The 24,071-nt window shown below is 37.4% G+C and carries 22 protein-coding genes and 1 tRNA gene; 16 read left to right on the forward strand and 7 right to left on the reverse strand.

Annotation, left to right across the window (positions count from 1 at the left end; translation table 11 throughout):
- Positions 1–14: 14 nt before the first annotated feature.
- Genes AC3RVG_RS04785 through AC3RVG_RS04795 form a run of 3 tightly spaced genes read right to left on the reverse strand, consistent with a single transcriptional unit; the run spans position 15 to position 4,393 of the window.
- Positions 15–1,850: a M1 family metallopeptidase gene (locus tag AC3RVG_RS04785; protein WP_489690306.1), complete on the reverse strand. Its 1,836-nt coding sequence runs from the start codon at positions 1,848–1,850 to the stop codon at positions 15–17.
- On the reverse strand, positions 1,850–3,517 hold the full coding sequence (locus tag AC3RVG_RS04790; protein WP_489690307.1) for a S8 family peptidase: 1,668 nt from the start codon (positions 3,515–3,517) through the stop codon (positions 1,850–1,852). Before AC3RVG_RS04790 ends, AC3RVG_RS04785 begins: the two co-directional genes overlap by 1 nt.
- A gap of 15 nt (positions 3,518–3,532) precedes the next feature.
- Positions 3,533–4,393 (reverse strand): MBL fold metallo-hydrolase, encoded by an 861-nt coding sequence (locus tag AC3RVG_RS04795; RefSeq protein ID WP_489690308.1) that lies wholly within the window; start codon positions 4,391–4,393, stop codon positions 3,533–3,535.
- A gap of 139 nt (positions 4,394–4,532) precedes the next feature.
- Between AC3RVG_RS04795 and AC3RVG_RS04800 the strand changes: the two genes are divergently transcribed.
- Positions 4,533–6,395: a cation:proton antiporter gene (locus AC3RVG_RS04800; protein ID WP_489690309.1), complete on the forward strand. Its 1,863-nt coding sequence runs from the start codon at positions 4,533–4,535 to the stop codon at positions 6,393–6,395.
- Between the two features lie 44 nt (positions 6,396–6,439).
- A complete protein-coding gene (locus AC3RVG_RS04805; RefSeq protein ID WP_489690310.1) occupies positions 6,440–6,667 on the forward strand; it encodes a hypothetical protein in 228 nt (75 codons plus the stop codon).
- A gap of 63 nt (positions 6,668–6,730) precedes the next feature.
- Here the strand turns inward: AC3RVG_RS04805 and lepA are convergent, their stop codons facing one another.
- Positions 6,731–8,527 carry a translation elongation factor 4 gene (gene lepA / locus AC3RVG_RS04810; protein ID WP_489690311.1) on the reverse strand — a complete coding sequence of 599 codons (1,797 nt, stop codon included), beginning with the start codon at positions 8,525–8,527 and terminating at the stop codon, positions 6,731–6,733.
- A gap of 218 nt (positions 8,528–8,745) precedes the next feature.
- On the opposite strand from lepA, the gene AC3RVG_RS04815 reads away from it, so the two are divergent.
- From AC3RVG_RS04815 to AC3RVG_RS04825, 3 genes are all read left to right on the forward strand, one after another.
- Positions 8,746–11,160 carry a TonB-dependent receptor domain-containing protein gene (locus AC3RVG_RS04815; protein ID WP_489690312.1) on the forward strand — a complete coding sequence of 805 codons (2,415 nt, stop codon included), beginning with the start codon at positions 8,746–8,748 and terminating at the stop codon, positions 11,158–11,160.
- Positions 11,161–11,315: 155 nt separating this feature from the next.
- Positions 11,316–12,308, forward strand: coding sequence for a tRNA dihydrouridine synthase DusB (gene dusB, locus AC3RVG_RS04820; protein ID WP_489690313.1), 993 nt, complete (start codon positions 11,316–11,318; stop codon positions 12,306–12,308).
- An 82-nt stretch (positions 12,309–12,390) separates the two neighbouring features.
- Positions 12,391–13,047, forward strand: a complete 657-nt coding sequence (locus AC3RVG_RS04825; protein ID WP_489690314.1) for an FAD-binding oxidoreductase — start codon at positions 12,391–12,393, stop codon at positions 13,045–13,047.
- Positions 13,048–13,072: 25 nt separating this feature from the next.
- Here AC3RVG_RS04825 and AC3RVG_RS04830 read toward each other — a convergent pair whose 3' ends face one another.
- A complete protein-coding gene (locus AC3RVG_RS04830; RefSeq protein ID WP_489690315.1) occupies positions 13,073–14,278 on the reverse strand; it encodes an FtsX-like permease family protein in 1,206 nt (401 codons plus the stop codon).
- 1 nt (position 14,279) lies between these two features.
- The gene (gene rbfA, locus AC3RVG_RS04835; protein ID WP_489690316.1) at positions 14,280–14,675 is read right to left on the reverse strand and encodes a 30S ribosome-binding factor RbfA; all 396 of its coding nucleotides are present in this window, start codon (positions 14,673–14,675) and stop codon (positions 14,280–14,282) included.
- 138 nt (positions 14,676–14,813) lie between these two features.
- On the opposite strand from rbfA, the gene mce reads away from it, so the two are divergent.
- Entirely contained in the window at positions 14,814–15,221 is a 408-nt protein-coding gene (mce, locus tag AC3RVG_RS04840) for a methylmalonyl-CoA epimerase (protein ID WP_489690317.1), read from the forward strand.
- 115 nt (positions 15,222–15,336) lie between these two features.
- Positions 15,337–15,410, forward strand: a tRNA-Ile gene (locus AC3RVG_RS04845).
- Positions 15,411–15,903: 493 nt separating this feature from the next.
- On the opposite strand, the gene AC3RVG_RS04850 is transcribed toward AC3RVG_RS04845, so the two are convergent.
- Positions 15,904–16,491 carry a riboflavin synthase gene (locus AC3RVG_RS04850; RefSeq protein ID WP_489690318.1) on the reverse strand — a complete coding sequence of 196 codons (588 nt, stop codon included), beginning with the start codon at positions 16,489–16,491 and terminating at the stop codon, positions 15,904–15,906.
- A gap of 56 nt (positions 16,492–16,547) precedes the next feature.
- Between AC3RVG_RS04850 and pdxA the strand changes: the two genes are divergently transcribed.
- The 9 genes from pdxA to AC3RVG_RS04895 all read left to right on the forward strand — a co-directional run bounded on the left by pdxA (position 16,548) and on the right by AC3RVG_RS04895 (position 24,068).
- Positions 16,548–17,609 (forward strand): 4-hydroxythreonine-4-phosphate dehydrogenase PdxA, encoded by a 1,062-nt coding sequence (gene pdxA / locus AC3RVG_RS04855; RefSeq protein ID WP_489690319.1) that lies wholly within the window; start codon positions 16,548–16,550, stop codon positions 17,607–17,609.
- A gap of 81 nt (positions 17,610–17,690) precedes the next feature.
- On the forward strand, positions 17,691–18,236 hold the full coding sequence (locus AC3RVG_RS04860; protein ID WP_489690320.1) for a YceD family protein: 546 nt from the start codon (positions 17,691–17,693) through the stop codon (positions 18,234–18,236).
- A 9-nt stretch (positions 18,237–18,245) separates the two neighbouring features.
- Positions 18,246–18,443 (forward strand): 50S ribosomal protein L32, encoded by a 198-nt coding sequence (rpmF, locus tag AC3RVG_RS04865; protein ID WP_111843057.1) that lies wholly within the window; start codon positions 18,246–18,248, stop codon positions 18,441–18,443.
- 171 nt (positions 18,444–18,614) lie between these two features.
- The gene (locus AC3RVG_RS04870) at positions 18,615–19,613 is read left to right on the forward strand and encodes a beta-ketoacyl-ACP synthase III (protein ID WP_489690321.1); all 999 of its coding nucleotides are present in this window, start codon (positions 18,615–18,617) and stop codon (positions 19,611–19,613) included.
- A 30-nt stretch (positions 19,614–19,643) separates the two neighbouring features.
- The gene (gene accB / locus AC3RVG_RS04875) at positions 19,644–20,138 is read left to right on the forward strand and encodes an acetyl-CoA carboxylase biotin carboxyl carrier protein (RefSeq protein WP_489690322.1); all 495 of its coding nucleotides are present in this window, start codon (positions 19,644–19,646) and stop codon (positions 20,136–20,138) included.
- Between the two features lie 77 nt (positions 20,139–20,215).
- Complete coding sequence (gene accC / locus AC3RVG_RS04880) at positions 20,216–21,568, forward strand: acetyl-CoA carboxylase biotin carboxylase subunit (RefSeq protein ID WP_489690323.1); 1,353 nt, start codon at positions 20,216–20,218, stop codon at positions 21,566–21,568.
- A 118-nt stretch (positions 21,569–21,686) separates the two neighbouring features.
- A complete protein-coding gene (locus AC3RVG_RS04885; protein WP_489690705.1) occupies positions 21,687–22,805 on the forward strand; it encodes an NAD(P)/FAD-dependent oxidoreductase in 1,119 nt (372 codons plus the stop codon).
- Positions 22,806–22,899: 94 nt separating this feature from the next.
- On the forward strand, positions 22,900–23,613 hold the full coding sequence (gene mtgA / locus AC3RVG_RS04890) for a monofunctional biosynthetic peptidoglycan transglycosylase (RefSeq protein ID WP_489690324.1): 714 nt from the start codon (positions 22,900–22,902) through the stop codon (positions 23,611–23,613).
- Entirely contained in the window at positions 23,610–24,068 is a 459-nt protein-coding gene (locus AC3RVG_RS04895; RefSeq protein ID WP_489690325.1) for a 3-oxoacyl-ACP synthase, read from the forward strand. Before mtgA ends, AC3RVG_RS04895 begins: the two co-directional genes overlap by 4 nt.
- The last annotated feature ends 3 nt before the right edge of the window (positions 24,069–24,071 follow it).

Below are 24,071 nucleotides of genomic sequence, written 5' to 3' on the forward strand. Positions count from 1 at the left end.
TCCCCCTTTGGGGGCTAGGGGGCTTCCCATAAATTATTGTCAGGATTAATATCGGCCATTCGTCGTGTGGCATCAATCATCATATTTTTTATTTTTTTACCGTTTTTTATTTCAAAAGTATAGGTTGGATATGCCCACGCCCAGTCTTCTAAAACAGTTCGTTTTAAATCTGTAAACGGATTTGGTTTTTCGCCCCAAGTCATTCGCAATGGAATGTAAAATAACTCTTGCGTCCCGTCTTCATAATTTACATAAAGGTCTATTGGCAATGGCATTAAACCAATTCTTTCCAAAGTAATCTTCGTGTTTTCTCCTTCATTTTCAACAGCTTTTATGCCGTAATCTATGGTATTTGTTGTTTGCGTAAAATCCATTAAATACCAATCTAACTCAAATCCTGAAACCTTTTCCGCAGTGCGAATAAAGTCGTTTGGCGTTGGATGCTTGAATTTAAAATCTGAGTAATAGCGCTTCAACGTTTTTGAAAGATTCTCTGGGCCAATAATGTACCCCAATTGCGTTAAGAATACAGAGCCTTTGCTATATGCATTTACGCCATAAGCGCGGTTGCTAGCATATCTATCTGCGTGCGTGGTTAGTGGTTGTTCCTTTCCGCTAGTGGCCATATATAAATAACCTCTGTATGAACCAGCATGCGGATTTGGCTTGTTTTCCTCCATAACATAATTCATCGCTTCGTCTGAAATGTATGAGGTAAAACCTTCATCCATCCACTCGTGCTTAAGTTCGTTTGTTGCCAAAACAAATTGAAACCAAGAATGTGCCAGCTCGTGAGCTGTTACTCCCACTAAGCTTCCAAACTCGCGACCACCGGTAATCATCGTGCTCATGGCATATTCCATTCCACCGTCTCCACCTTGAATTACTGAATACTGCTCATAAGGATATTGCCCAACTTGCTCGTTGAAAAATTCCATTAATGCTGCAGTTTTAGGCTGAAGATTTTTCCAGTTTTCGGCAATTTCAGGATCATTTTTATAGAAAAAATGAAGCGTTACGCCATTGGGTCCTGGGTAAGTGTCGTGCACATATTCATTATCTGCCGCCCAGGCGAAATCGTGAACATCTGGCGCTAAAAAGTGCCAAGTGTATTTTCCTTTTTTAGGTTTCATCCATTTTTGTCCGGGGGCTGTGTAGCCGTGGCCAACTTCCGCCGGATTTTGTAAATAACCAGTTCCACCGATAGTGTAGTCTGCGTCGATAGTGATAGTAACATCAAAATTACCCCATACCCCGTGAAACTCACGGCCAATATAAGGATCGGCGTGCCAACCTTCAAAGTCGTATTCTGCTAGTTTTGGGTACCACTGCGTCATTGTTAATGCAACACCTTCTGAACTATCTCTGCCTGAACGACGAACCTGCAATGGAACCTGTGCATCCCATTCCATATTAAATACGGTGCTCTCGCCTGGTGGGATGGGTTGGTTAAGCATAACTTCCATCACTGTTCCTTTAATTCTATATTTTGCTGCAACACCACTTTGAGTGAATAATGTAGGTTTAATATACCCAATTTCTTCAGGAGACAATTTTGAAATTCTATCCGTCACTCGGCTATCTGGATCGGCAATATTGCGCGAACGCACATCCATTTCGCTTCCGGGTTGAAAGGCGTTAAAGTAAAGGTGATAAAAAACCTTGTTTAAAGTATCGGGAGAGTTGTTTGTGTATTTCAACTCTTGCGTACCTTTATATTGAAAGGTTTTCACGTCCATTTGAACGTTCATTTTATAATCAACTTCTTGCTGCCAATAGCTAGTGTTATTTTGAGCTACAGCCGAAAAAAATACTGCTGATAAGAAAAATAGATTTACAATTAGCTTCATTATTTAGACATTTTATCGGCCATTATTAAGGCGTTATACATATTTACAATTTTACCAGATTTTGAAATATTTGAGAAAGATTCGGTATTGGAAGCTTCACCAGCCAAGATTACTTTTGTATTTATTGAAAGTCCACTATCCATCAAAATTTGCTTTACTTGTTTTGCGGAAAGGTTTGGATAATACGAACGAATCATTGCAGCTACTCCAGCAACTTCAGGAGATGCCATTGAAGTTCCTTGTAAATATTCATAAGTGTTTAATGGTGTGGTTGCCCAAATTTTAACGCCTGGAGCAAATACATCTACGTTTGTTTTTCCGTAGTTTGAAAAGTTTGCCACAATTTCGCTTCCATATTCAAAGTTAAGTGCACCCACAGATAAAAATGTATCTGCCATTTCGGTTCCATTATCAATCTGATCGTTTGGATAAATGTTTACGGTATCTAAGTCGAAACCGTCGTTTCCAGAAGCGTTCACAATTAAAACATCTTTTGAAGCTGCGTATTTTATAGCTTCATAAACCCAGTCTGCATGTGGAGAATAGTATTTTCCGAAACTTGTATTTACTACTTTCGCACCATTATCTACGGCATAACGAATTGCTAACGCAATATCTTTATCATACTCATCGCCTTCAGAAACTGCGCGAACAGCCATAATTTCTACATTATTTGCAACGCCGTCCATACCAATACCGTTGTTGCGTTCTGCGGCAATTATACCTGCAACGTGAGTTCCGTGTTTTACATTTTCTTTGGTAGGGTCTGGTCCTGCTACATTGTTATCACCATAAACATTATCCGTAATATCGTCTGGATCATCGCCTAAAACGCCACGAAAATCTTCAGTCATATTAAAATTACCCTTCAATCTTCCGTCGAAATATTTTAAACCGCCTTCAAGTTCTTTCAAAACTTCAGGTACGGATTCTGCAAAGTTCAGCATTTGGTTAAGCATTGCTATTTGTTGCTTTTCTTGTGGTGAAGGATTAGTTATAGCGGCTAAATCTTTTTGCGTATAATTTTCTTTACCAAGTTTCTTAGCCATTGATTGGTGCGTTGGCTTCAGTTGCGAAACAATCTGCCCGTAACGTTCTTTATTAGCCATTATCTCTGAAACTTCCTTCTCGTATTCAGCACTTGCTTTTAGATACAATGCGTAATCTTCGCGGTCTGCAGCACTAATTGAAGATTCACTTTTCCCTTCAAATTTTGGCTTCAATTTTCTGATGATACGCACATATTCCATGTTTTCATCGGTAATATCGCCAAGAAAATTCCAACCGTGAATATCGTCTATAAAACCGTTATTGTCGTCGTCAATACCATTTCCGGCTATTTCGCCTGGGTTGGTCCAGATTACGTTTTTAAGATCTTCATGTTCAATGTCTACTCCACTATCAATTACAGCTACAATTACTTTTGTGCCTTTACGTTTTTTAATTATTTCGCTGTAGGCTTTATCTACGCTCATACCTGGAACGGTATCTTTCACTAAATCCATCGCTGGCCAGTGTTTAAGTTGCGCATCTGTAAGCGGTACTATTTTTATGGGGTTTGAATCAATGTTTGAAATTGGTGTGGCAACAATAGTTGCTCCACTACCGCAGCTTGCAAATACAGTTGATAATGCAACTGCAAAAAGAGTGATCTTAAAAATTTTCATTTTTGAAATAAGGAATTAATTAAAAAATTCGGTGAGTGATAATGTTTCGTTTAGACGAACACCTTTATCAGTATTTTTTACGGTAATTATTGGGTTGTGAGCATCGTGTTCCATTAAAAGATAGAAATTGTTTTCCGCTGCTTTGTTTAGAAATTTTTCTTTTTCGGGAAGTGTCAGCAACGGTCGAGTATCATAACCCATCACAAACGGAAGTGGTAAATGGCCCGCTGTAGGCAATAAATCTGCCACAAATACCAGCGTTTTTCCTTTATAATTTATATGCGGAATCATTTGCTTGTCTGTGTGCCCGTCAACAAATAAAATTCCGAAATCGAGTTCGCTTGCCTCTGCAAAATCTGAGTTGGGTTGCGTCACAAACTTTAACTGCCCGCTTTCCTGCATGGGCATGATATTTTCTTTTAAAAAGGAAGCTTGTTCCCGTCGGTTGGGTTCGGTTGCCCATTGCCAGTGATCTTTATTGCTCCAATATGTAGCATTTTTGAAGGCTGGCTCGTAACCCGTTCGGTCTTTATTCCGTTGTACACTTCCTCCGCAATGGTCAAAGTGTAGGTGCGTCATAAAAACATCTGTTATGTCATCGCGATGAAACCCATATTTTTTAAGGGAATCGTCCAAATTATGATCGCCCCATTGGTAATAGTAGCTAAAGAATTTATCGTTTTGTTTATTACCCATTCCAGTGTCGATTAGCGTTAGCCGATCGCCGTTTTCAATAAGAAGACATCGCGCGGCAATATCTATCATATTATTTACATCAGCTGGGTTGGTTCTGGTCCAAAGAGTTTTTGGTACAACGCCAAACATAGCGCCACCATCTAGTTTAAAATTGCCGGATTCAATAGGGAATAATTTCATAATTTGAAGAAATGAATCGCAAATTAACAAAAGCCTTAGAGACCAAAGACCGAAGTATAACTTAATTATACTATTTTTAACAATTCATTAGTGTTTCGTGGAAGCGAAAAATCTTTATTTTTACCGAAAACCCAACTGAATGGTAGAACTTGCAGGAATTATAATTCTCGGAATCCTGGCCCAGTGGGTCGCATGGAAATTTAAAATCCCGGCTATTTTACCTTTAATTTTGATAGGACTACTAGTTGGTCCGATTTCCACATTTTTGTCAGAAGATGGAACTCAATGGCTTCAACCTATTTGGAATGGCGAAAAGGGATTATTTCCCGGTGAAAATCTTTTCTATTTTGTGTCTTTGGCCGTAGGAATTATTCTTTTTGAAGGTGGACTCACCTTAAAAAGAGACGAAATTTCAAAAGTAGGACCATCCATTGGTAAGTTGATTAGTATTGGTGCTGCCATCACTTTTATAGGTGCTGGTGTTGCTGCTCATTATGTGTTTGGACTCGATTGGCGTATTGCTTTTCTTTTTTCGGCCTTAATAATTGTTACGGGACCAACCGTAATTACTCCTATTTTAAGAAATATTCCACTTAAAAAAGATGTGGCTGCTGTTCTTAGATGGGAGGGAATTCTCATTGACCCCATTGGTGCTTTAGTTGCTGTACTTGTATACGAATTTATTAGTGTAGAAGGTGATTCTGGCTATACTAAACAGGCATTGTTAGATTTCGGAAAAATTGTTTTAATAGGAATGTCCTTCGGAATTACTGCAGGGTACGCGCTCTATTTCGCTATAAAAAAGAAACTCGTACCGCACTATTTATCAAATGTGGTATCTCTTTCGCTAGTAATGGCAGTGTTTGTTATAAGTGATTTATTCGCACACGAATCTGGGCTTTTGGCTGTAGTGGTAATGGGAATGTTTCTTGGTAATAGCGATTTGCCAAGCCTAAAGGAGCTTCTTTATTTTAAGGAATCACTAAGCGTTTTATTGGTTTCTATATTATTCATTTTACTTGCGGCAAACATAAGTGTTGAAGACTTATTGCTAGTTTATAATTGGAAAACAGCAATATTATTGGCAATAGTAATTTTTATACTTCGGCCTTTGACGGTCTTTGCCAGTACCATTGGCTCCTCGCTTAAAACCAATGAAAAGCTGTTTATAAGTTGGGTAGGCCCTCGCGGAATTGTTGCTGCAGGTATATCCTCACTATTTGGTACCAAGTTGGTTTCAAAAGGTGTAGTTGGAGCAGAATATATTACACCTTTAGTTTTTGCAGTGGTTTTAATAACTGTAATTATGAACGCCACAACAGCTAGAGTTGTTGCAAGCTGGCTAGGAGTCTATTTAAAAAAATCTGAAGGAATTATAATGGTTGGTGCTTCAAAAGCATCAAGACTTATTGCAACGTATTTACACAAAAACAACCGACATGTTGTGCTTATTGATTCCAACCAATTAAATATAAACAGAGCAAAAGAATTAGGTTTAGAGGCATTTACGGCAAACATCTATGCAGACGATCTAACAGATAATATAGAATTGAACGATGTAGGTTATTTACTTGCAATGACTGGGAGCGACGAAATTAACAAACAAGCTATTAACCGTTTTGGAAGATATTTTGGTGAAAATGGTACTTTTAGATTGATGACTTCTGATGAAATGCAGAAAAGACAAACGCTCTCTGCCAAAGAATTATTTTCGCACACCCACGATTATACAAAGTTTACACAAGTTGCTCAAGACTTCCCTTCTATTCAAGAAATTCCTGTGGAAAATCACAATCAATTTTTAAGAGTGCTAAATATTATAAGTGAAAACGAAAATGCGATCCCACTTTTCCTAAAACACGAAACGGGATATTTAAACCTCTTAAATGCACCATCAGAACTTGAGGTTGAAGTTGGGTGCAGTCTTGTATATTTAGGAAAACCAATGGATTTTGAAGATGTTGTAAACGCCACCAGAACCGAAAACGAAGGAAAGGCTTAGAAATAAATTTGAAATACAAACGTTTTCATAGAAACTACTTTTTAATGAAAAACTCTTTTTTAATTATAGCTATTATTTGCGGTCTGTCAGTTATATCTTGCAAGAAGGATGATGGCGGCAGTTGTACTACCTGTTCCTCTCCTGAGACGGCAGATTTTCAAGTTTGCGAAGAAAGTAATGGGAATGCATCTGTTAACGGCCAAAATACGGGAACACCTTATGATGTCTATATTCAAGGTTTACAAGAAGCGGGAGCTACTTGTGGGCAGTAAAATTTCGAATAAAACTACTAAAATTATATAATGAAAAAGCCCAGAAATTCTGGGCTTTTATAATTAATCGTTTAGCTTAAGTACTGCCATAAAGGCTTCCTGTGGAATTTCCACATTACCCACTTGGCGCATTCGCTTCTTTCCTTTTTTCTGCTTTTCAAGAAGTTTACGTTTACGTGAAATATCTCCACCGTAACATTTTGCAGTAACATCTTTTCGCAATGCTTTTACAGTTTCACGGGCAATAACTTTTGCGCCGATAGCCGCTTGAATTGGAATATCAAATTGTTGTCTTGGAATAAGTTGGTGCAATTTTTCGCAAATTCTTTTACCAATATCGTAAGCATTGTCACGGTGAAGTAAAGCAGAAAGTGCATCTACAATGTTTCCATTAAGTAGCACATCTACTTTCACAAGGTGCGACTGTCGCAATCCAATTGGTGAATAATCAAAAGAAGCATATCCTTTTGAAACAGTTTTTAGACGATCGTAAAAATCGAAAACAATTTCTGCTAAAGGCATGTCGAAAGTTAATTCAACCCGTTCTGTTGTTAAATATGTTTGATTGGTAATTTCACCTCTTTTCTCAATACAAAGTGACATCACCGAACCAACAAAGTCTGATTTTGTAATAATTGTAGCCTTAATATAAGGCTCTTCAACGCGGTTTAAAGATGAAGGTTCTGGTAAATCTGAAGGGTTGTTTACCAAAATTACTGTATCCGGTTGTTTGTTGGTAAAGGCGTGGTAAGATACGTTTGGAACGGTTGTTATTACCGTCATATTAAACTCTCTTTCCAACCTTTCCTGAATAATTTCTAGGTGAAGCATTCCTAAGAATCCACAACGAAAACCGAAACCAAGTGCCGCAGAACTTTCTGGAACAAAAACGAGAGAAGCATCGTTAAGTTGTAGTTTTTCCATCGAGTTTCTCAACTCTTCGTATTCTTCAGTATCAACAGGATAGATACCTGCAAAAACCATTGGTTTTACATCCTCAAAACCTTCAATCATATTGACTGTTGGGCTTTTAGAATCTGTAATTGTATCACCAACTTTTACTTCTTTGGCTTCTTTAATACCTGTTATTAGATAACCTACATCGCCTGTTTTAATAACATCTTTTGGTACTTGTTTCAGTTTTAAAGTTCCCACTTCATCTGCGTAGTAGCTTTTTCCGGTAGCCATAAACATAATGTGTTGCCCTTTTCTTACTTCGCCATTAAGGACTCTAAAATAGGTTTCAACTCCTCTAAAAGGATTGTAAACAGAATCAAAAATCAAAGCTTGTAAAGATTCATCCGGATTACCTTTTGGCGGCGGAATACGTTCAATAATAGCGCTTAAAATTTCATCGATTCCAAGACCTGTTTTTGCACTTGCAGGAATTACTTCTTCAGCTTTACAGCCTAAAAGATCAACAATATCGTCTGTTACTTCCTCTATGTTTGCTGAAGGAAGATCTACTTTGTTTAGCACCGGAATAATTTCTAAATCATTCTCTAACGCTAAATACAAGTTACTTATGGTTTGCGCCTGTATGCTTTGTGCCGCGTCAACGATAAGCAACGCACCTTCGCAAGCAGCAATAGATCGTGAAACTTCGTATGAAAAGTCTACGTGTCCGGGAGTGTCAATTAAATTAAGAGTATATTTTTCGCCTTTATAAACATAGTCCATTTGAATGGCGTGGCTTTTAATGGTAATGCCACGCTCGCGCTCCAAATCCATACTGTCTAATAATTGGGCCTGTTTTTCGCGATCTGTCACTGTACCGGTGGCGTCCAAAAGTCTGTCTGCCAAGGTGCTTTTTCCGTGATCTATATGGGCTATAATGCAAAAATTGCGGATGTTCTTCATAAAAATTCCTTCTCGTGCTATAAGTTGCAAATATATATTAAAAGAGTGACTATATTTATTATCATTCTAAGAGTTAAAAAAATAGCCTTCAAGATTTTGTTTTGAATATATTTTTAACATATTTGTAGTACGGTTGATATATTTCAGCTAGATTTATCATTTTCTCCCCAAGTTAAAGTCATAGTAACGGGTATCGCCCCAGATGTCTACTTATTGTTATGAGAAGATTATTCATATTTTTATCCTGCCTTCAGGCAAGTGTTATGATGGCTCAGGACCTAACAGTCTCTGGGAAGGTGAGCGATTTAGAAAAAACTCCATTATCTTTTGTAAACGTGTTGGTCTATAAGGCCGAAGCCGAAAGCCCATTTAAGGGAACTACCACAGATGAGGATGGTTCTTTTTTTATCAAGGGTTTACCAGTTGGAAGCTATAGCATTATCTTCAGTTATATTGGTTTTGAAGACTATCGGCAAACCGTCGAACTTTCTTCAAACGAGAACTTGGGAAATATTACTCTAAAAGCAAGTCAAGAAATGCTGGACGAGACCGTGGTTGTTGCAAAACTACCAACCATAAAAAAAACCGTCGGGAAATTAGTTTTCAATGTTGAGAATACTTCACTTTCCGTTGGCAGTACAATGGATCTTCTTAAAAAAACGCCCGGTGTCGTCGTTATTGGCGAAAGTATTCAAGTAAAGTTTTCATCTCCGATTATCTATATTAACGGAAAACGGGTTTATCTTTCAGATTCGGAAGTAACTTCACTTTTGGAAAATACCGATGCTACAAATATTAAATCTATTGAAGTTATTACAAACCCTACTGCAAAGTACGATGCCGAGGCGGGAACAGTACTAAATATTGTTACTTCGAAGGCAATTTCAATAGGTTATAAAGGTTCGGTAAACACTACATACACCCAAGGTATTTATCCGAAATATAATTTCGGAACTTCACATTTCTATAAAAACAAATGGCTGAACCTATACGCCAGCTATAATTACAATACCAAAAAGGAGTATAAAGAAGACGATAACTTCATCCGTTTTTTTGAGCCAGATGAGGTATCTACAAAATCTATTTGGGAAACAGAATTTAATAGAACTACAAATTCTGAAAATCATAATGGAAATATAGTTTTAGATTTCTCCTTAGATGAAAAAAATACACTTAGTCTAACCTCAAGTATTTCGGTGGCTCCGACAAGTACGTATTATAACAATGGGAATGCCTCTATTTATGATGCCAAAAAACAGTTAGACTCTATAAACACTACCATGAGCGAGGTGAATTATAAAAAGGATAACTTAAATTTTGCCCTAGATTATCAAAGAAAATTAAACGAAAGCGGAGCAACTATCTCTGCAACGGCCAATTATATTTATTACAACAGCTATCAAGATCAAGGTTTAAGCACCGATTACTTTTTGGCAGACAATGAGTTTTTACGGAACTACAGCTTTTTTACAAATTCAGCACAGAAGAGCAATATTTTTACGGGACAAACAGATGTTTCTACAGGTTATTGGGGTGGTAAATTGGAAGTTGGTTTTAAAGTGAGCAATATAGATACTGAAAGCAAAATAGACTTTTTTAATACTCTTAATAATATAAATACTTTCAATAATGCACTTTCAGATGATTTCAATTATAATGAAAATATCTACGCCGAATATATAAACTTCGAAAAGGAATGGGAGAAATGGAGCTTTACTGCCGGACTGCGTGCGGAATACACAGAAACTAATGCTATTTCGCGTAGGCTTGGATCAACAAGCAATCAGGACTATTTTGATGTTTTCCCATCGGCATCGGTAAATTATAGTATTAATGATAATAACAGCATTGGTCTTGCTTACAACCGAAGCATCCAACGCCCGAGGTATGAAAGCTTAAACCCTTTTAAATATTTTATAACCGAAAATAATTACATAGGCGGAAACCCTAATCTAGTTCCATCTATAAAAGATAAAATTACTTTAACTTATTCCCTAAATAATAAGTGGTTCTTTGATTTGTATTATGAAAACGTAAACAACGAATTGGCTTACTTGTCTTTTCAGGATAATGAAAAAAGCGTTTTACGGAGCGTGAATGCAAATTTAATTGAAGCGTATCAGTACAGTTTTGATATTGGTTACTTTAATTCGCTAACGTCTTGGTGGTATTTTCATTTATCCACCTCATCTTTCTATTTATCGAATAAGTTTGAAGCATTGGAAAGTTCACAAGATGCTTATACTAATGATACTTTTGGGCAATATCTGCAAACCTATAACAGCTTTACGCTTACGAAAGATCGATCGTTTACTGCAGATGTTACCGCCCTTTATATTTCTAATTTTGTCTTCGGAAACCGCTATTTCAAAAACCAGAATTTTGTAAATATTTCTTTTAGAAAAGAATTTTGGAATAAGCGTGCAAGTATAACCGTTGGTGTAGATGATGTTTTCGATACACTTAACAATGTTGAATCTGTTGCAAAATATTACAATCAAGACAATCGGTTTACCAGTTTTCAAGAGAGTAGGTTATTTCGTTTAGGATTCAAGTATAACTTCGGAAATGCGCGACTTCGCGACAACAACAAAGAAATACAAACGGATGAGGGCGATAGGCTTAAAGGATAGCTAATTTCTTCGCTATTGAATAAAACTAACCCCGACCGATTGCTAGAGAAGATTCAGTTTTTTTGGCTTCGACAAACCTTAATAGTTATCAAGCTTTTTCATTCATCGCTTATTAGTTGATATTTACTACTTTTGCAGTTCCAAAAACAAAAGAATTGCCAAAAATAGGAAACATACAACTGCCAGATTTTCCATTGCTGCTTGCACCAATGGAAGACGTTAGCGACCCGCCATTCCGCGCACTTTGCAAAGAACAGGGCGCCGATGTGGTTTTTACTGAATTTATCTCTTCGGAAGGACTTATTCGCGATGCCGCCAAAAGTGTGATGAAGCTAGATATTTACGAAAAGGAACGCCCCGTGGGTATCCAGATTTTCGGCGCTGTTTTAGAATCTATGCTTCGTAGTGTAGAAATAGTTGAAGCCAGCGGCCCAGATATGATTGATATTAATTTTGGCTGTCCGGTAAAAAAAGTAGTTTCAAAAGGTGCCGGTGCTGGTATTTTGAAAGATATCGATTTAATGGTAAGCCTAACCGAAGCAATGGTGAAGCACACAAAACTTCCAGTAACCGTAAAAACCCGATTGGGCTGGGATCACGATTCCATAAAAATTATGGAAGTTGCCGAACGCTTGCAGGATGTTGGCTGTCAAGCTTTGTCTATTCACGGTCGAACGCGCGCTCAAATGTATAAAGGCGATGCCGATTGGAAACCGATTGCAGATGTAAAAAACAATCCACGAATGCACATTCCAATCTTCGGAAACGGCGATGTTGATACGCCCGAAAAAGCAATGGAAATGCGCGATAAATACGGTTTAGATGGCGCAATGATTGGCCGTGCAAGTATTGGCTATCCTTGGTTTTTTAAAGAGGTAAAACACTATTTTAAAACTGGCGAACATTTACCGCCACCCACAATGGCTGAACGTGTTTATGCCGCCAAACGTCACCTACAAATGGCGATTGACTGGAAGGGTGAAACACTAGGCGTTTTTGAAACACGCCGTCACTATACAAACTATTTTAAAGGCATTCCAAATTTTAAAGAATACCGAATGAAGATGGTTACCAGCGATGATTCTGCGTCGGTATTTGAAGCATTTGATGAGGTTTTGGAAGTGTTTAGTGATTTTGAGTTTGCTTAAATGAATAACAATTTTTAAGTGTCTTAACCTCTAAACTGTTTTTCTTATAAATCCTTCTATCTTTGGGGACCAAACTATCGTCATGCAGCGGCTCAAGATACTCAACACACATTTTATTTCTCACAACGTTAAGCGCTTTGTACTAGAAAAACCATCGGAGTTTACTTATACTCCGGGACAATCTGCACATATTTCTATTAATCTGCCGGAATGGGAGAAACAGATTCGGCCGTTTACGTTTACTTCGTTACAACATTGGGATTACTTAGAATTTATAGTCAAAATTTACGAAGACCATAAAGGCGTTACGTCGCAAATGGGTAAGCTCAATACGGGCGACGAGTTGCTACTTCACGACGTTTATGGTACAATTCAATATAAAGGACCGGGCATTTTTATTGCTGGCGGAACAGGTATTACGCCTTTTATTGCAATATTTAGAGCGCTTTTGGAGAGTGGAAATCTGCGGAATCTCGCGCTTTTGTATTCAAATAAAACCAAAGAGGATATAATTTTGCACGATGAATTGACGAACATGTTGGGACCTGCCTATAGAAATGTGTTTACCCAAGAGGGAGTAATTGGTTTTCGCGAGCGCAGAATTGATCGAAAATTTCTAATAGAGACCATTGGCGATTTTAATTCTCGCTTTTACGTATGTGGTCCCAAGATTTTTACTGAAGAGATTTGTGCAGCCTTAGTAAGTTTGGGAGCAGATCCGGAATTCCTAATCGTTTAAATAGGCACGGTGCAAACCAGTGGTATTAAACCAACAGCTTTTCTCTAACTCTACTCGATGCAATTTTTGAAGCGATAACCCCTAAAACTGTTATCGTTACAAAAACAATCGCAACATTTAGGAAGTCCATTTTTACAGGATAGGGCAAGGTGCTGGTAATAGCCACGAACTCGAATTTTAATTGCGCAAGTACGGCAAGAATTCCTAAGAATATTCCCAGTAAACCGCCAAGCACGGTCATTAGCGTGCCTTGTAAGAAAAAAATGCGGCGTATTTCGGGTAAGGAAGCACCCAGATTATAGAGTGTTTTTATATTTTTCCGCTTGTCCAAAACCATCATTATTATGGAACCAATTACATTGAAAAGCGCAATTATTAATACTAAAGTGAAGATTAAATAAACCGCAATATTTTCAGTATTCAGCATTTTGTAAAGCGCATCGTTTTGCTGAATTCGATTTTTGATACTGATTTTTTCGGGAAAAATATATTCAATTTTGGCTCGTACGTTTTCTTCAGAAGCGTTTGGAAGCAGTTTAATTTCAACAGCGGATATTTTAGTACTGTCTAACGACAACAAGTTGCGAGCAAATTCTAAATCAGAAAAAACATATTTAGAGTCTAAATCTTCGTTTACTTGATATACGCCGGAAACCACCACCTTTTCCTGGGTAAACGCATCGGTAGGATCCAAAGCATTTAATTGTCCCGTACCAGGTTTTGGAACGTAAATTTCTAGCAATTCGCCATAATCGCGAACGCCCAAAGATAATTTTGCAACGGTGGAAAGGCCAATTACCACTTCATTTTCGTGGGGTACCAACCAATCGCCGTAATACATTATACTGTCTAATTGGGTTACTTTACCGTAAAGTGAATCCACTCCTTTTATGTACGAAATGTGATTTTTTCCTTTATAATGAAGAAAAACACGTTCTTCAATTATTTCAGAAAAGTTTTCAATTCCTTCAATATCTTTCAGCTGCGATTTTTGTGCTTCAGAAAAAACGATTGTTTTTCCGCTTTCGGGAAGTATTTTAAGATCACTATCAAATTGGTTCGTAAACTGAAGGCTGAAATCTTTCAAACCCGAAAAGCCCGAAAGAACTATAAACAAAGACATTGCGCCTACAACTACGCCCAAGGCTGCAATACCTGTAATAATATTGATGGCATTGTTGCTGCTTTTTGAAAACAAATAGCGTTTGGCGATGTAGAGCGAAAAATTCAACTTACGATTTTTTTCTATTCGGAAGCAAATCTGGGTTTTTTAGTGGGTTTTCTTCGCCTTTTACGGCTCTATCAATCTTTTCAATATATTCCAAAGAATCATCGTTATAAAAGGAAAGATCGGGCATTTTGCGCAGTTGATTTTTTGTTAATTGCGCAATTTGGTGTTTTATGTTTGGTTTTAATTTGTTCAGTTCTGCCACAATAGCTTCTGCTTTATCTGCGGGGAAAATGCTTACGTAAACTTTCGCAATGGAAAGATCTGTAGTTGTGCTCACTTTGCTCACCGAAATAATAATGCCCATTTGACCAGCTTCGCGAAGCATACTCTGCAATACGTTTGCAAGATCATTCTGCAAAACGCTACCTATTTTTTTCTGTCTGTTAGTTTCTTCCATAGTGCAAAAATAGAATATAAAACCGTACGGAATGTTAATGAAGTGGCAAGCTTGTTGAAATTCAATAGAATTAAGTTTGTATTTTTACGTTTTTAATAGGTATTTCCACCCTCGTGGAATTGAAATTTGAAACTCTTGATGGAAAAAATAGAACATATTGGTATTGCGGTTAAAAACCTCGCCGATGCTAATAAAATATATGAAGCCTTGTTAGGAAGTGCCCCCTACAAGAGCGAAAAAGTGGAAAGCGAAAGTGTTGAAACTTCATTTTTTAAATGCGGAGAAAGCAAAATTGAACTTTTGGAGGCTACTAACCCGGACAGTGCGATTGCGAAATTTATCGATAAAAGAGGGGAAGGCGTACACCATATAGCCTTTGCAGTGAAGGATATTAAAGCAGAGATGAATAGGCTGAAAAATGAAGGATTTATTTTACTGAGCGACGAACCCAAGAAAGGTGCTGATAATAAGCTAGTAGCCTTTCTTCATCCTAAGTCTTCAAATGGAGTTTTGATCGAATTGTGCCAAGAAATTGAGAATAACTAAAAATAGTTTTGCTGTATTTGTAAAGTGTTTTACATTTGCAAACCTTAAACCTACCCATTAGTGTTTTCGCTTTGGTATAAGTTTAGGCAGATAATTGAAATATTGATATTATAAAGGTCCCATAGCTCAGCTGGTTAGAGCACCTGACTCATAATCAGGGGGTCCATGGTTCGAGCCCATGTGGGACCACATTTTTTCCGAATGAAAGTTGATTGATATCCAATTTCTTTGCAATTATTAACATCAAACGAGCGATTTATTACTTTTTATTAAAAAGTCTGCAATTAGCGCTCTCGAAGAATGTTCTTAAAAATGTTAAGTATATCGACTTAAAATACCAAACTAGTTATTGTTCAATAACGAGCTAATAAAAAATATATTTACTGTACAATTTACAGTGTAATAGTGAGTTATTACTGTTGCGATAATTCATTTTTTATTTACTATATATTTTTTTTAGTATTTTAGCAGATTCTAACGATCCCAAATTGTTGAAACTTAACCATGTTTTCATTTATATATGGCTTTATTCTATTGGCATTACAGGCTTCGGATTCGTTGCCTGAACCCCCTAATGATCTGCCTCCACCTGGACCGCAGTTGCCTATAGATGATCATATTTGGATTCTTTTAATAGCCGGTTTGTCATTTGGATTTTATGTAGTTTACAATCGCAATCAAACTACAAATAAGGCATCATAAGGTTTTTTACATACTTCCCAATAATATCAAATTCTAAATTTACTTCGCTTCCTTCCTTAATTTCTTTAAAATTTGTATTGTCATAAGTGTAGGGAATAATAGCAACACTAAATTCGTCTTTTTTAGAATTTACCACCGTTAAGCTAACGCCATTTACGGTAATAGAACCTTTTTCAACAGTACTGAAATCTGTGTTTTTATATTGAAAAGTGAAAACCCAACTACCGTCTGCTTCTTCAACATTATTGCAAATAGCAACCCCGTCTACATGGCCCTGAACTATGTGGCCGTCTAGTCTGTCACCCATTTTCATTGCACGCTCCAAGTTTATTAAAGCGCCTTTTTCTAAGTTTTTCAGATTTGTTTTGTCCAAAGTTTCTTTAATAGCGGTAACTATATAAGATGCATCACGTGTTTTTACCACGGTTAAACACACTCCATTATGAGATACACTCTGGTCTATTTTAAGCTCCGTCGCTAAAGGGCTTTTTATTTCTATATGAAGATTTTCACCTTCTTGTGTAAGTTGGGCTATTTCGCCAACGGTTTCAATAATTCCTGTAAACATCGTAGTATTTGGTTACATTTGTACTGCAAAAGTAACAATTTAAAAAGCCAAACATAATGAGCACAGAAGATAAAATAGTGGTGGGTATTTCCATTGGAGATATCAATGGCATTGGAAGTGAAATAATTCTGAAAACATTTGAGGATTTGCGCATGCTAGAATTTTGTACGCCCGTTATTTTTGCTTCTGTTAAGTTGATGTCTTTCTATAAAAAACAATACGAAACCGATATAAACTTCCACGGAATTGATAAAATAGAAGATCTTATTCCGAAGAAAATAAATGTTTTGAATGTTTGGAAGGAACACGTTGATGTTGCTTTTGGCGAAGAAACTTCAACAGGTGGAGAATATGCTATAACATCTTTAAAAGCCGCCGTTTCAGCTTTAAAAGAAAAAAAGATTGATGCTTTGGTTACTGCGCCCATAAATAAATCAAACATACAATCTGAAAATTTTAATTTTCCTGGTCACACAGATTATTTAGCACAAGAACTTGAAGGCGATAGTTTAATGCTTTTAATTTCTGAAAATCTTCGCGTCGGTCTTTTAACAGATCACGTGCCGGTTAAAGATGTGGTAGAAAACATCACCCGAGCGCGCATCGATAAAAAAATAAATACCATCTACCATACTTTAGTTGAAGACTTTGGAATCGAAAAACCAAAAATTGCTGTTTTAGGAATTAATCCTCATACAGGAGATAATGGTGTAATTGGCGATGAAGACGACACAATTTTGCGTCCTGCCTTAGATAATATTCGCAAAAATGGCAAAATGGTCTTTGGTCCGTACGCTGCAGATAGCTTTTTTGGGTCGGGTAATTATAAAAATTTTGATGCCATTATAGCCTCCTATCACGATCAGGGTTTGATACCTTTTAAGACGCTTGCTTTTGGAAAAGGCGTAAACTTTACTGCAGGTCTTAACCGCATCCGAACCTCGCCAGATCACGGTACCGCCTTCGATTTGGCTGGTAAAAATACTGCCAATTTTGAATCTTTTCGCGAAGCTGTTTTCAGTGCTATTTCAATTTTTGAGACCCGCGAACAATACACAGAAATCTCAAAAAATCCGCTTCAAACTAACCGTAAAAGAGGCTTCTCAAAAAAGAAATAGAAAAACTAATTGCTATTCAAATAATTTTTTATCTTTGCACCCGCCTTATCCGTAAGGTTAAGGTCTTAAATAGGTGTGAAAATGAAGGATTTGAAAGAGTTTACCATCCCTTTCGTAGGGCTAAAATTAGGCAAACACCAGTTTAACTTTGAATTAAATAAAGCGTTCTTTGAGCATTTTGAGTATGACGAATTTAATGACGCTGCCATTAATCTCGATGTACTGCTGGAAAAAATGAGCACGTTGTTAGAGTTCACATTAACATATAATGGAACTGTAAACGTTGCTTGCGACACAACAAATGAGCCTTTTGATCTAGCGATTGCAGGTACTTATAGTTTTGTAGTAAAATTTGGTGAGGAATATAATGATGAAAATGAAGATTTACTCATTCTGCCTCACGGAACTTACGAAGTGAATATTCAGCAATATATATATGAATCTATCGTGTTGGCTTTGCCTTCCCGAAAAATTCATCCCGGAGTAAAAGACGGCACATTAAAAAGTGACATACTTGATAAACTTGAAGAACTTAGTCTAAAAGCGATAGAAGAAAAAGAAGCGCCCGAAGACGACAATACCGATCCCCGTTGGGATTCATTAAAAAAACTATTAACGGATAAATAATAAATAGCAATGGCACATCCTAAGAGAAAAATCTCGAAAACCAGAAGAGATAAGAGAAGAACGCATTACAAGGCTACTGCCCCTACACTTGCAATAGACCCTACAACTGGAGAGTCACATCTTTTCCATAGAGCACACTGGCATGAAGGCAAGATGTACTATCGTGGTCAAGTTGTAATTGATGCAACTGAGCAGGTAGAAGCATAACATTCAATAATCTTATTCAAAACTCTCACCCGACCGTGAGGGTTTTTTTGTTTTTTAACTTTGCAAAAAGTCAAAAACAACTTAATTAGTGCCGAATTTCAAGTAAAATTTAGTATTTTTCACTCTTTTTAAAAGATTTTTGGTCTTTTTTGTGAATTTTAATTCAGCTTTATGAATACGATCACGGCAGCTATTACCGCTGTAGGCAGTTACGTTCCAGATTACGTACTTTCCAACAAAATTCTGGAAACTATGGTAGATACCAACGACGATTGGATTACCAGCAGGACCGGAATTAAGGAAAGGAGAATATTAAAGGATAAAGACAAAGGCACTTCCTTTCTTGCTATACAAGCAGCTAAAGACCTTCTCCAAAAAAGTAACACAGACCCTGCTGAAATAGACATGGTTATCATGGCAACAGCAACGCCAGATATGCCAGTGGCGGCAACAGGCGTTTATGTGGCTACACAAATTGGAGCAGTAAATGCATTCTCTTTTGATTTAGTTGCAGCTTGTTCCAGTTTTCTCTTCGGAATGTCAACTGCTGCGCGATACATTGAATCCGGAAAATATAAAAAAGTACTACTTATTGGCGCAGATAAAATGTCGTCAATTATTGATTATACCGATAGAACTACTTGTATCATTTTTGGTGATGGCGGCGGAGCAGTCTTGTTTGAACCCAATACCGAAGGTTTAGGAGTAAAGGATGAGTACCTGCGTTCTGATGGTGTGGGTAGACCATTCTTAAAAATTGATGCCGGCGGCTCTTTACTTCCTGCTTCAACTGAAACGCTTGCAAATAAACAACATTACGTTTTTCAGGAGGGAAAAACCGTTTTCAAATTCGCAGTTTCAAACATGGCAGATGTGTGCGAAAAAGTGATGCTTCGGAACAACTTAAAAGGAGAGGACGTAAATTGGTTAGTGCCTCACCAAGCCAATAAACGCATTATTGATGCGGCTGCTTCACGTATGAAATTACCTGAAGAAAAAGTAATGATTAACATTCACAAATACGGCAATACAACTTCTGCAACCTTGCCACTGTGTTTGGCCGACTATGAAAAACAGCTTAAAAAAGGAGATAATTTGATATTTGCTTCCTTCGGAGGAGGCTTCACTTGGGGCGCCGTTTATGTGAAATGGGCCTATGATTCAAAATAATTTATAACTCAAAAGATTAATACTTGTAATATGGATTTAAAAGACATTCAAAACTTGATCAAGTTTGTGGCAAAAAGTGGTGCCAGCGAAGTAAAACTTGAAACTGAAGACATAAAGATCACCATTAAAACAGGATCTGAAGACGCTAAAGGTGAAACAACTTACATTCAGCAAATACCTACAATGGGGCAACCGCAAATGCAAATGCAGCCTCAAACTGCTACAGGAACTCAACAAACAGCTCCTGCAACAGATGCTCCAGCAACAGATGCTGTAGATTCTAAATACATAACTATTAAGTCGCCAATAATAGGTACTTTCTACAGAAAACCTTCTCCAGACAAATCCGTTTTTGTTGAAGTTGGAGATAACATTAACGTAGGTGATGTGCTTTGTGTAATTGAAGCGATGAAACTTTTCAACGAAATTGAAAGCGAAGTTTCAGGAAAAATTGTGAAGGTTTTGGTCGATGATTCTTCACCAGTAGAATTTGATCAACCTTTGTTTTTAGTAGATCCATCTTAGTATAAACTCCAAATCTCAAATCCTAAATTCCAAACCTTTGGAATCTGCTATTTGAAATTTGTTATTTAAGAAACCTTATGTTTAAAAAGATATTAATTGCAAATAGGGGCGAAATAGCACTGCGAATTATTCGCACATGCCGCGAGATGGGTATTAAATCAGTTGCGGTTTATTCTACGGCAGATGAAGAAAGCCTACACGTACGCTTTGCAGACGAAGCCGTTTGTATTGGACCGCCTTCTAGCAGCCTGAGTTACCTTAAAATGTCTAATATTATTGCAGCTGCAGAAATTACAAATGCAGACGCAATCCACCCTGGTTACGGATTTCTTTCAGAAAACGCCAAGTTTTCAAAAATCTGTCATGAACACGGTATAAAATTCATTGGCGCCTCTCCAGAAATGATTGAACGCATGGGCGACAAAGCTTCTGCGAAAGCTACAATGAAAGCCGCCGGAGTTCCCACAGTTCCAGGAAGCGAGGGAATTATAGAAAATTTCGAGCAATGTGAGAAACTAGCGCAAGAAGTTGGTTATCCCGTTATGCTGAAAGCCACCGCTGGTGGTGGTGGAAAAGGTATGCGTGCCGTATATAAAAAGGAAGAGCTTAAAAAGGCTTGGGATAGTGCTCGTCAAGAAGCTGCTGCCTCCTTCGGAAATGATGCCATGTATATGGAAAAGCTTATTGAAGAACCACGCCATATCGAAATTCAGATTGTAGGCGATAGCACGGGTAGAGCTTGCCATTTAAGTGAGCGCGATTGCTCCATTCAGCGTCGTCACCAAAAACTTACCGAAGAAACGCCAAGTCCATTTATGACGAAAAAACTTCGTACAGACATGGGTAACGCTGCCGTAAAAGCTGCCGAATTCATTAAATATGAAGGCGCCGGAACCATCGAATTTTTGGTGGATAAAAACCGCAATTTCTACTTTATGGAAATGAATACGCGTATCCAAGTAGAACACCCAATTACAGAACAAGTAATAGATTACGATCTTATTCGTGAGCAGATTTTAGTGGCTGCTGGTATTCCAATTTCAGGTAAAAACTACACACCACAATTGCACTCAATAGAATGCCGAATTAACGCAGAAGACCCGTATAACGACTTCCGCCCTTCGCCGGGTAAAATAACCGTTTTACACGCACCGGGAGGACACGGTGTTCGTCTAGATACACACGTTTATGCTGGCTACACTATTGTGCCGTATTACGATTCTATGATTGCAAAGCTTATTACAACTGCACAAACACGCGAAGAGGCAATAAGTAAAATGAAACGTGCTCTGGACGAATTCGTAATTGAAGGTATAAAAACTACAATTCCGTTTCACCGTCAATTGATGGATGAGCCAAATTATGTAGCCGGAAATTACACCACAGCGTTTATGAATACATTTAAAATGAACGAACCTGAAGAGGAATAAATCTGTAGGCAGTGGCAATAGACACTGTCTTATTGTTAACTACAACTTTTTAAAAGCACCAATTTCCAAAAAACTATCTTTGGATCTTGGTGCTTTTTAAATTTGAATATATTTTATGATGAACTTTAGCTTTTGGGAACGCAATACTTGGCTTTCAAACATCGACTTTGCGGTGATTGGAAGTGGAATTGTAGGATTAAATTGTGCCCTTTCTCTTCGGAAAAGATTTCCAAAAAGTAAAATCGTTGTCTTTGAACGCGGGATGCTTCCAAGTGGTGCGAGCAGTAAAAATGCTGGATTTGCTTGTTTCGGAAGTATTTCTGAAATATTAGATGATTTAAAAACCCATTCGGAAGAAGAAGTTATCCAACTGGTAAAAAGCAGAGTGGAAGGCTTAAAATTGCTTCGTAATACTTTAGGAGACCAGCAATTAGATTACAAAGAATACGGTGGTTATGAACTTTTTACAAAGGAAGACGAAGCGCTTTTTGAAACCTGTAATTCAAAGATTGGTTATGTAAATGAACTATTAAAACCCATATTTGAAGCAGACATTTTTTCAGAAAAGGCAAACCCTTTTGGCTTTAAAAATATTCAAACAAAACTTATTTTTAGCGAATTTGAAGGTCAGATAGATACCGGAAAAATGATGCTTGGCCTTATTAAAAAAGCTTCGGAAGAAAATATTTTAATTTTAAATTCTTCCGAAATAAGCAATATTTCAGACACTGAAGAAGCCGTTTCATTTCAACTAAACACCTCAGAAGTAATTAGCGCAAAAAAGGTATTTATCGCTACAAATGGTTTTGCAAAGCAATTTTTAAAAGAAGATGTAACACCTGCGAGAGCACAAGTTTTGGTAACTAAACCGATTGAAAATTTACAAATAAAAGGTACTTTTCATCTTGATAAAGGTTATTATTATTTCAGAAATATTGATAATAGAATTCTTTTTGGAGGTGGCAGAAACTTAGATTTTAAAACTGAAGAAACCACTGAAATGGAGGTGACACAATTGGTGCAAAACAAGTTGGAGCAATTGCTTAAAACCGTAATTTTACCAAACCAATCTTTCGAAATTGAACAGCGGTGGAGTGGTATTATGGGCATTGGAAAACAGAAAAAACCTATTTTAAAAGCGGTTTCAAAAAATGTATATTGTGGAGTGCGTTTGGGGGGAATGGGCGTGGCTATTGGGAGCTCCATTGGAAAACAACTGTCAGAATTAATTGATTAAAAACATGTTTCTCTGAGTAACTTTGCGGTTCGCTGTGTAATAGCGGTTTCACAGAGCTACACAAAGAAAGCACAGAAATCCACAGAGAAAAAATATGATTAAAAAACTATTCAAATTTCTATTTAAAATTATACTTTGGTTCATCGGGCTTACTGTTTTATGGGTTTTACTGTATAAATTCGTTCCCGTACCGTACACGCCATTAATGGCAATTCGCTCGATAGAAGGCGGTGAAGATTACAAAACACGCCACGATTGGGTCCCGATTGATGAAATTTCACCAAATTTAAAACTCGCCGTTATTTGCGCTGAAGATCAAACCTTTTTAAGTCACAGCGGTTTTGATCGCGAAGCAATTGAAAAGGCCCTAAAGAACAACGAAAAAGGGAAGAAAATTCGTGGCGGAAGTACCATTTCGCAACAAACTGCTAAAAATGCTTTTTTATGGCCTGACCGCACTTGGTTTAGAAAAGGATTGGAAGCTTATTTTACAGTACTAATAGAAGCCCTTTGGAGTAAAGAGCGCATTTTAGAAGTATATTTAAACAGCATTGAAATGGGTGACGGCGTATTTGGCGCTGAAGCTGCTTCGCAATATTGGTTTAAAAAATCTGCAATAAACTTGAGAGCCGAAAATGCCGCCGCAATAGCTGCAATTTTACCGAGTCCACAGCGCTATAAAGCTAATCCGCCTGGTCCGTATGTGGCGCGAAGAACACAATGGATTGTGCGACAGATGCGCTATTACGGCCCTTTTAGACTGGAAAAACAAGAAGCTAAAGTAGAGACTAATAAAAAGAAAAAATGACCGCAGTAGAACTTAAAACCGAATTGCTGCAACACTGCCAAAATCAGGTTGACAACCGATATTCCAGAATAAAGCAAACCATTAGTGGGATTGAAGAATCTTTACTTGAAGAATCAAAAAGTAGCAGTGGCGATAAGCATGAAACTGGTCGCGCAATGCTTCAAATAGATCGTGAAAATGCAGGAAAACAGTTGCAGGAAATTGAAAAAGTGGTTCAGATTCTTAAAAAAATTGATGTAAAAGCTGTCTCAGATTATGCGCGATTGGGAAGTTTGGTTTATACAGATAAGTTTATTTATTTCATCAGTATTTCTATTGGTACAGTAGCAATTGGAAAGACAGATTATCTTTGCGTGGCTTTAAATTCGCCAGTTGGCGTGTTACTATCTGGGAAGAAAAAAGGCGATGAGTTTAACCTTAACGGGACTATTTATTCAATTACGAACGTGAAATAAACT

The sequence above is a fragment of the Aequorivita sp. IT1282 genome (assembly GCF_058068205.1).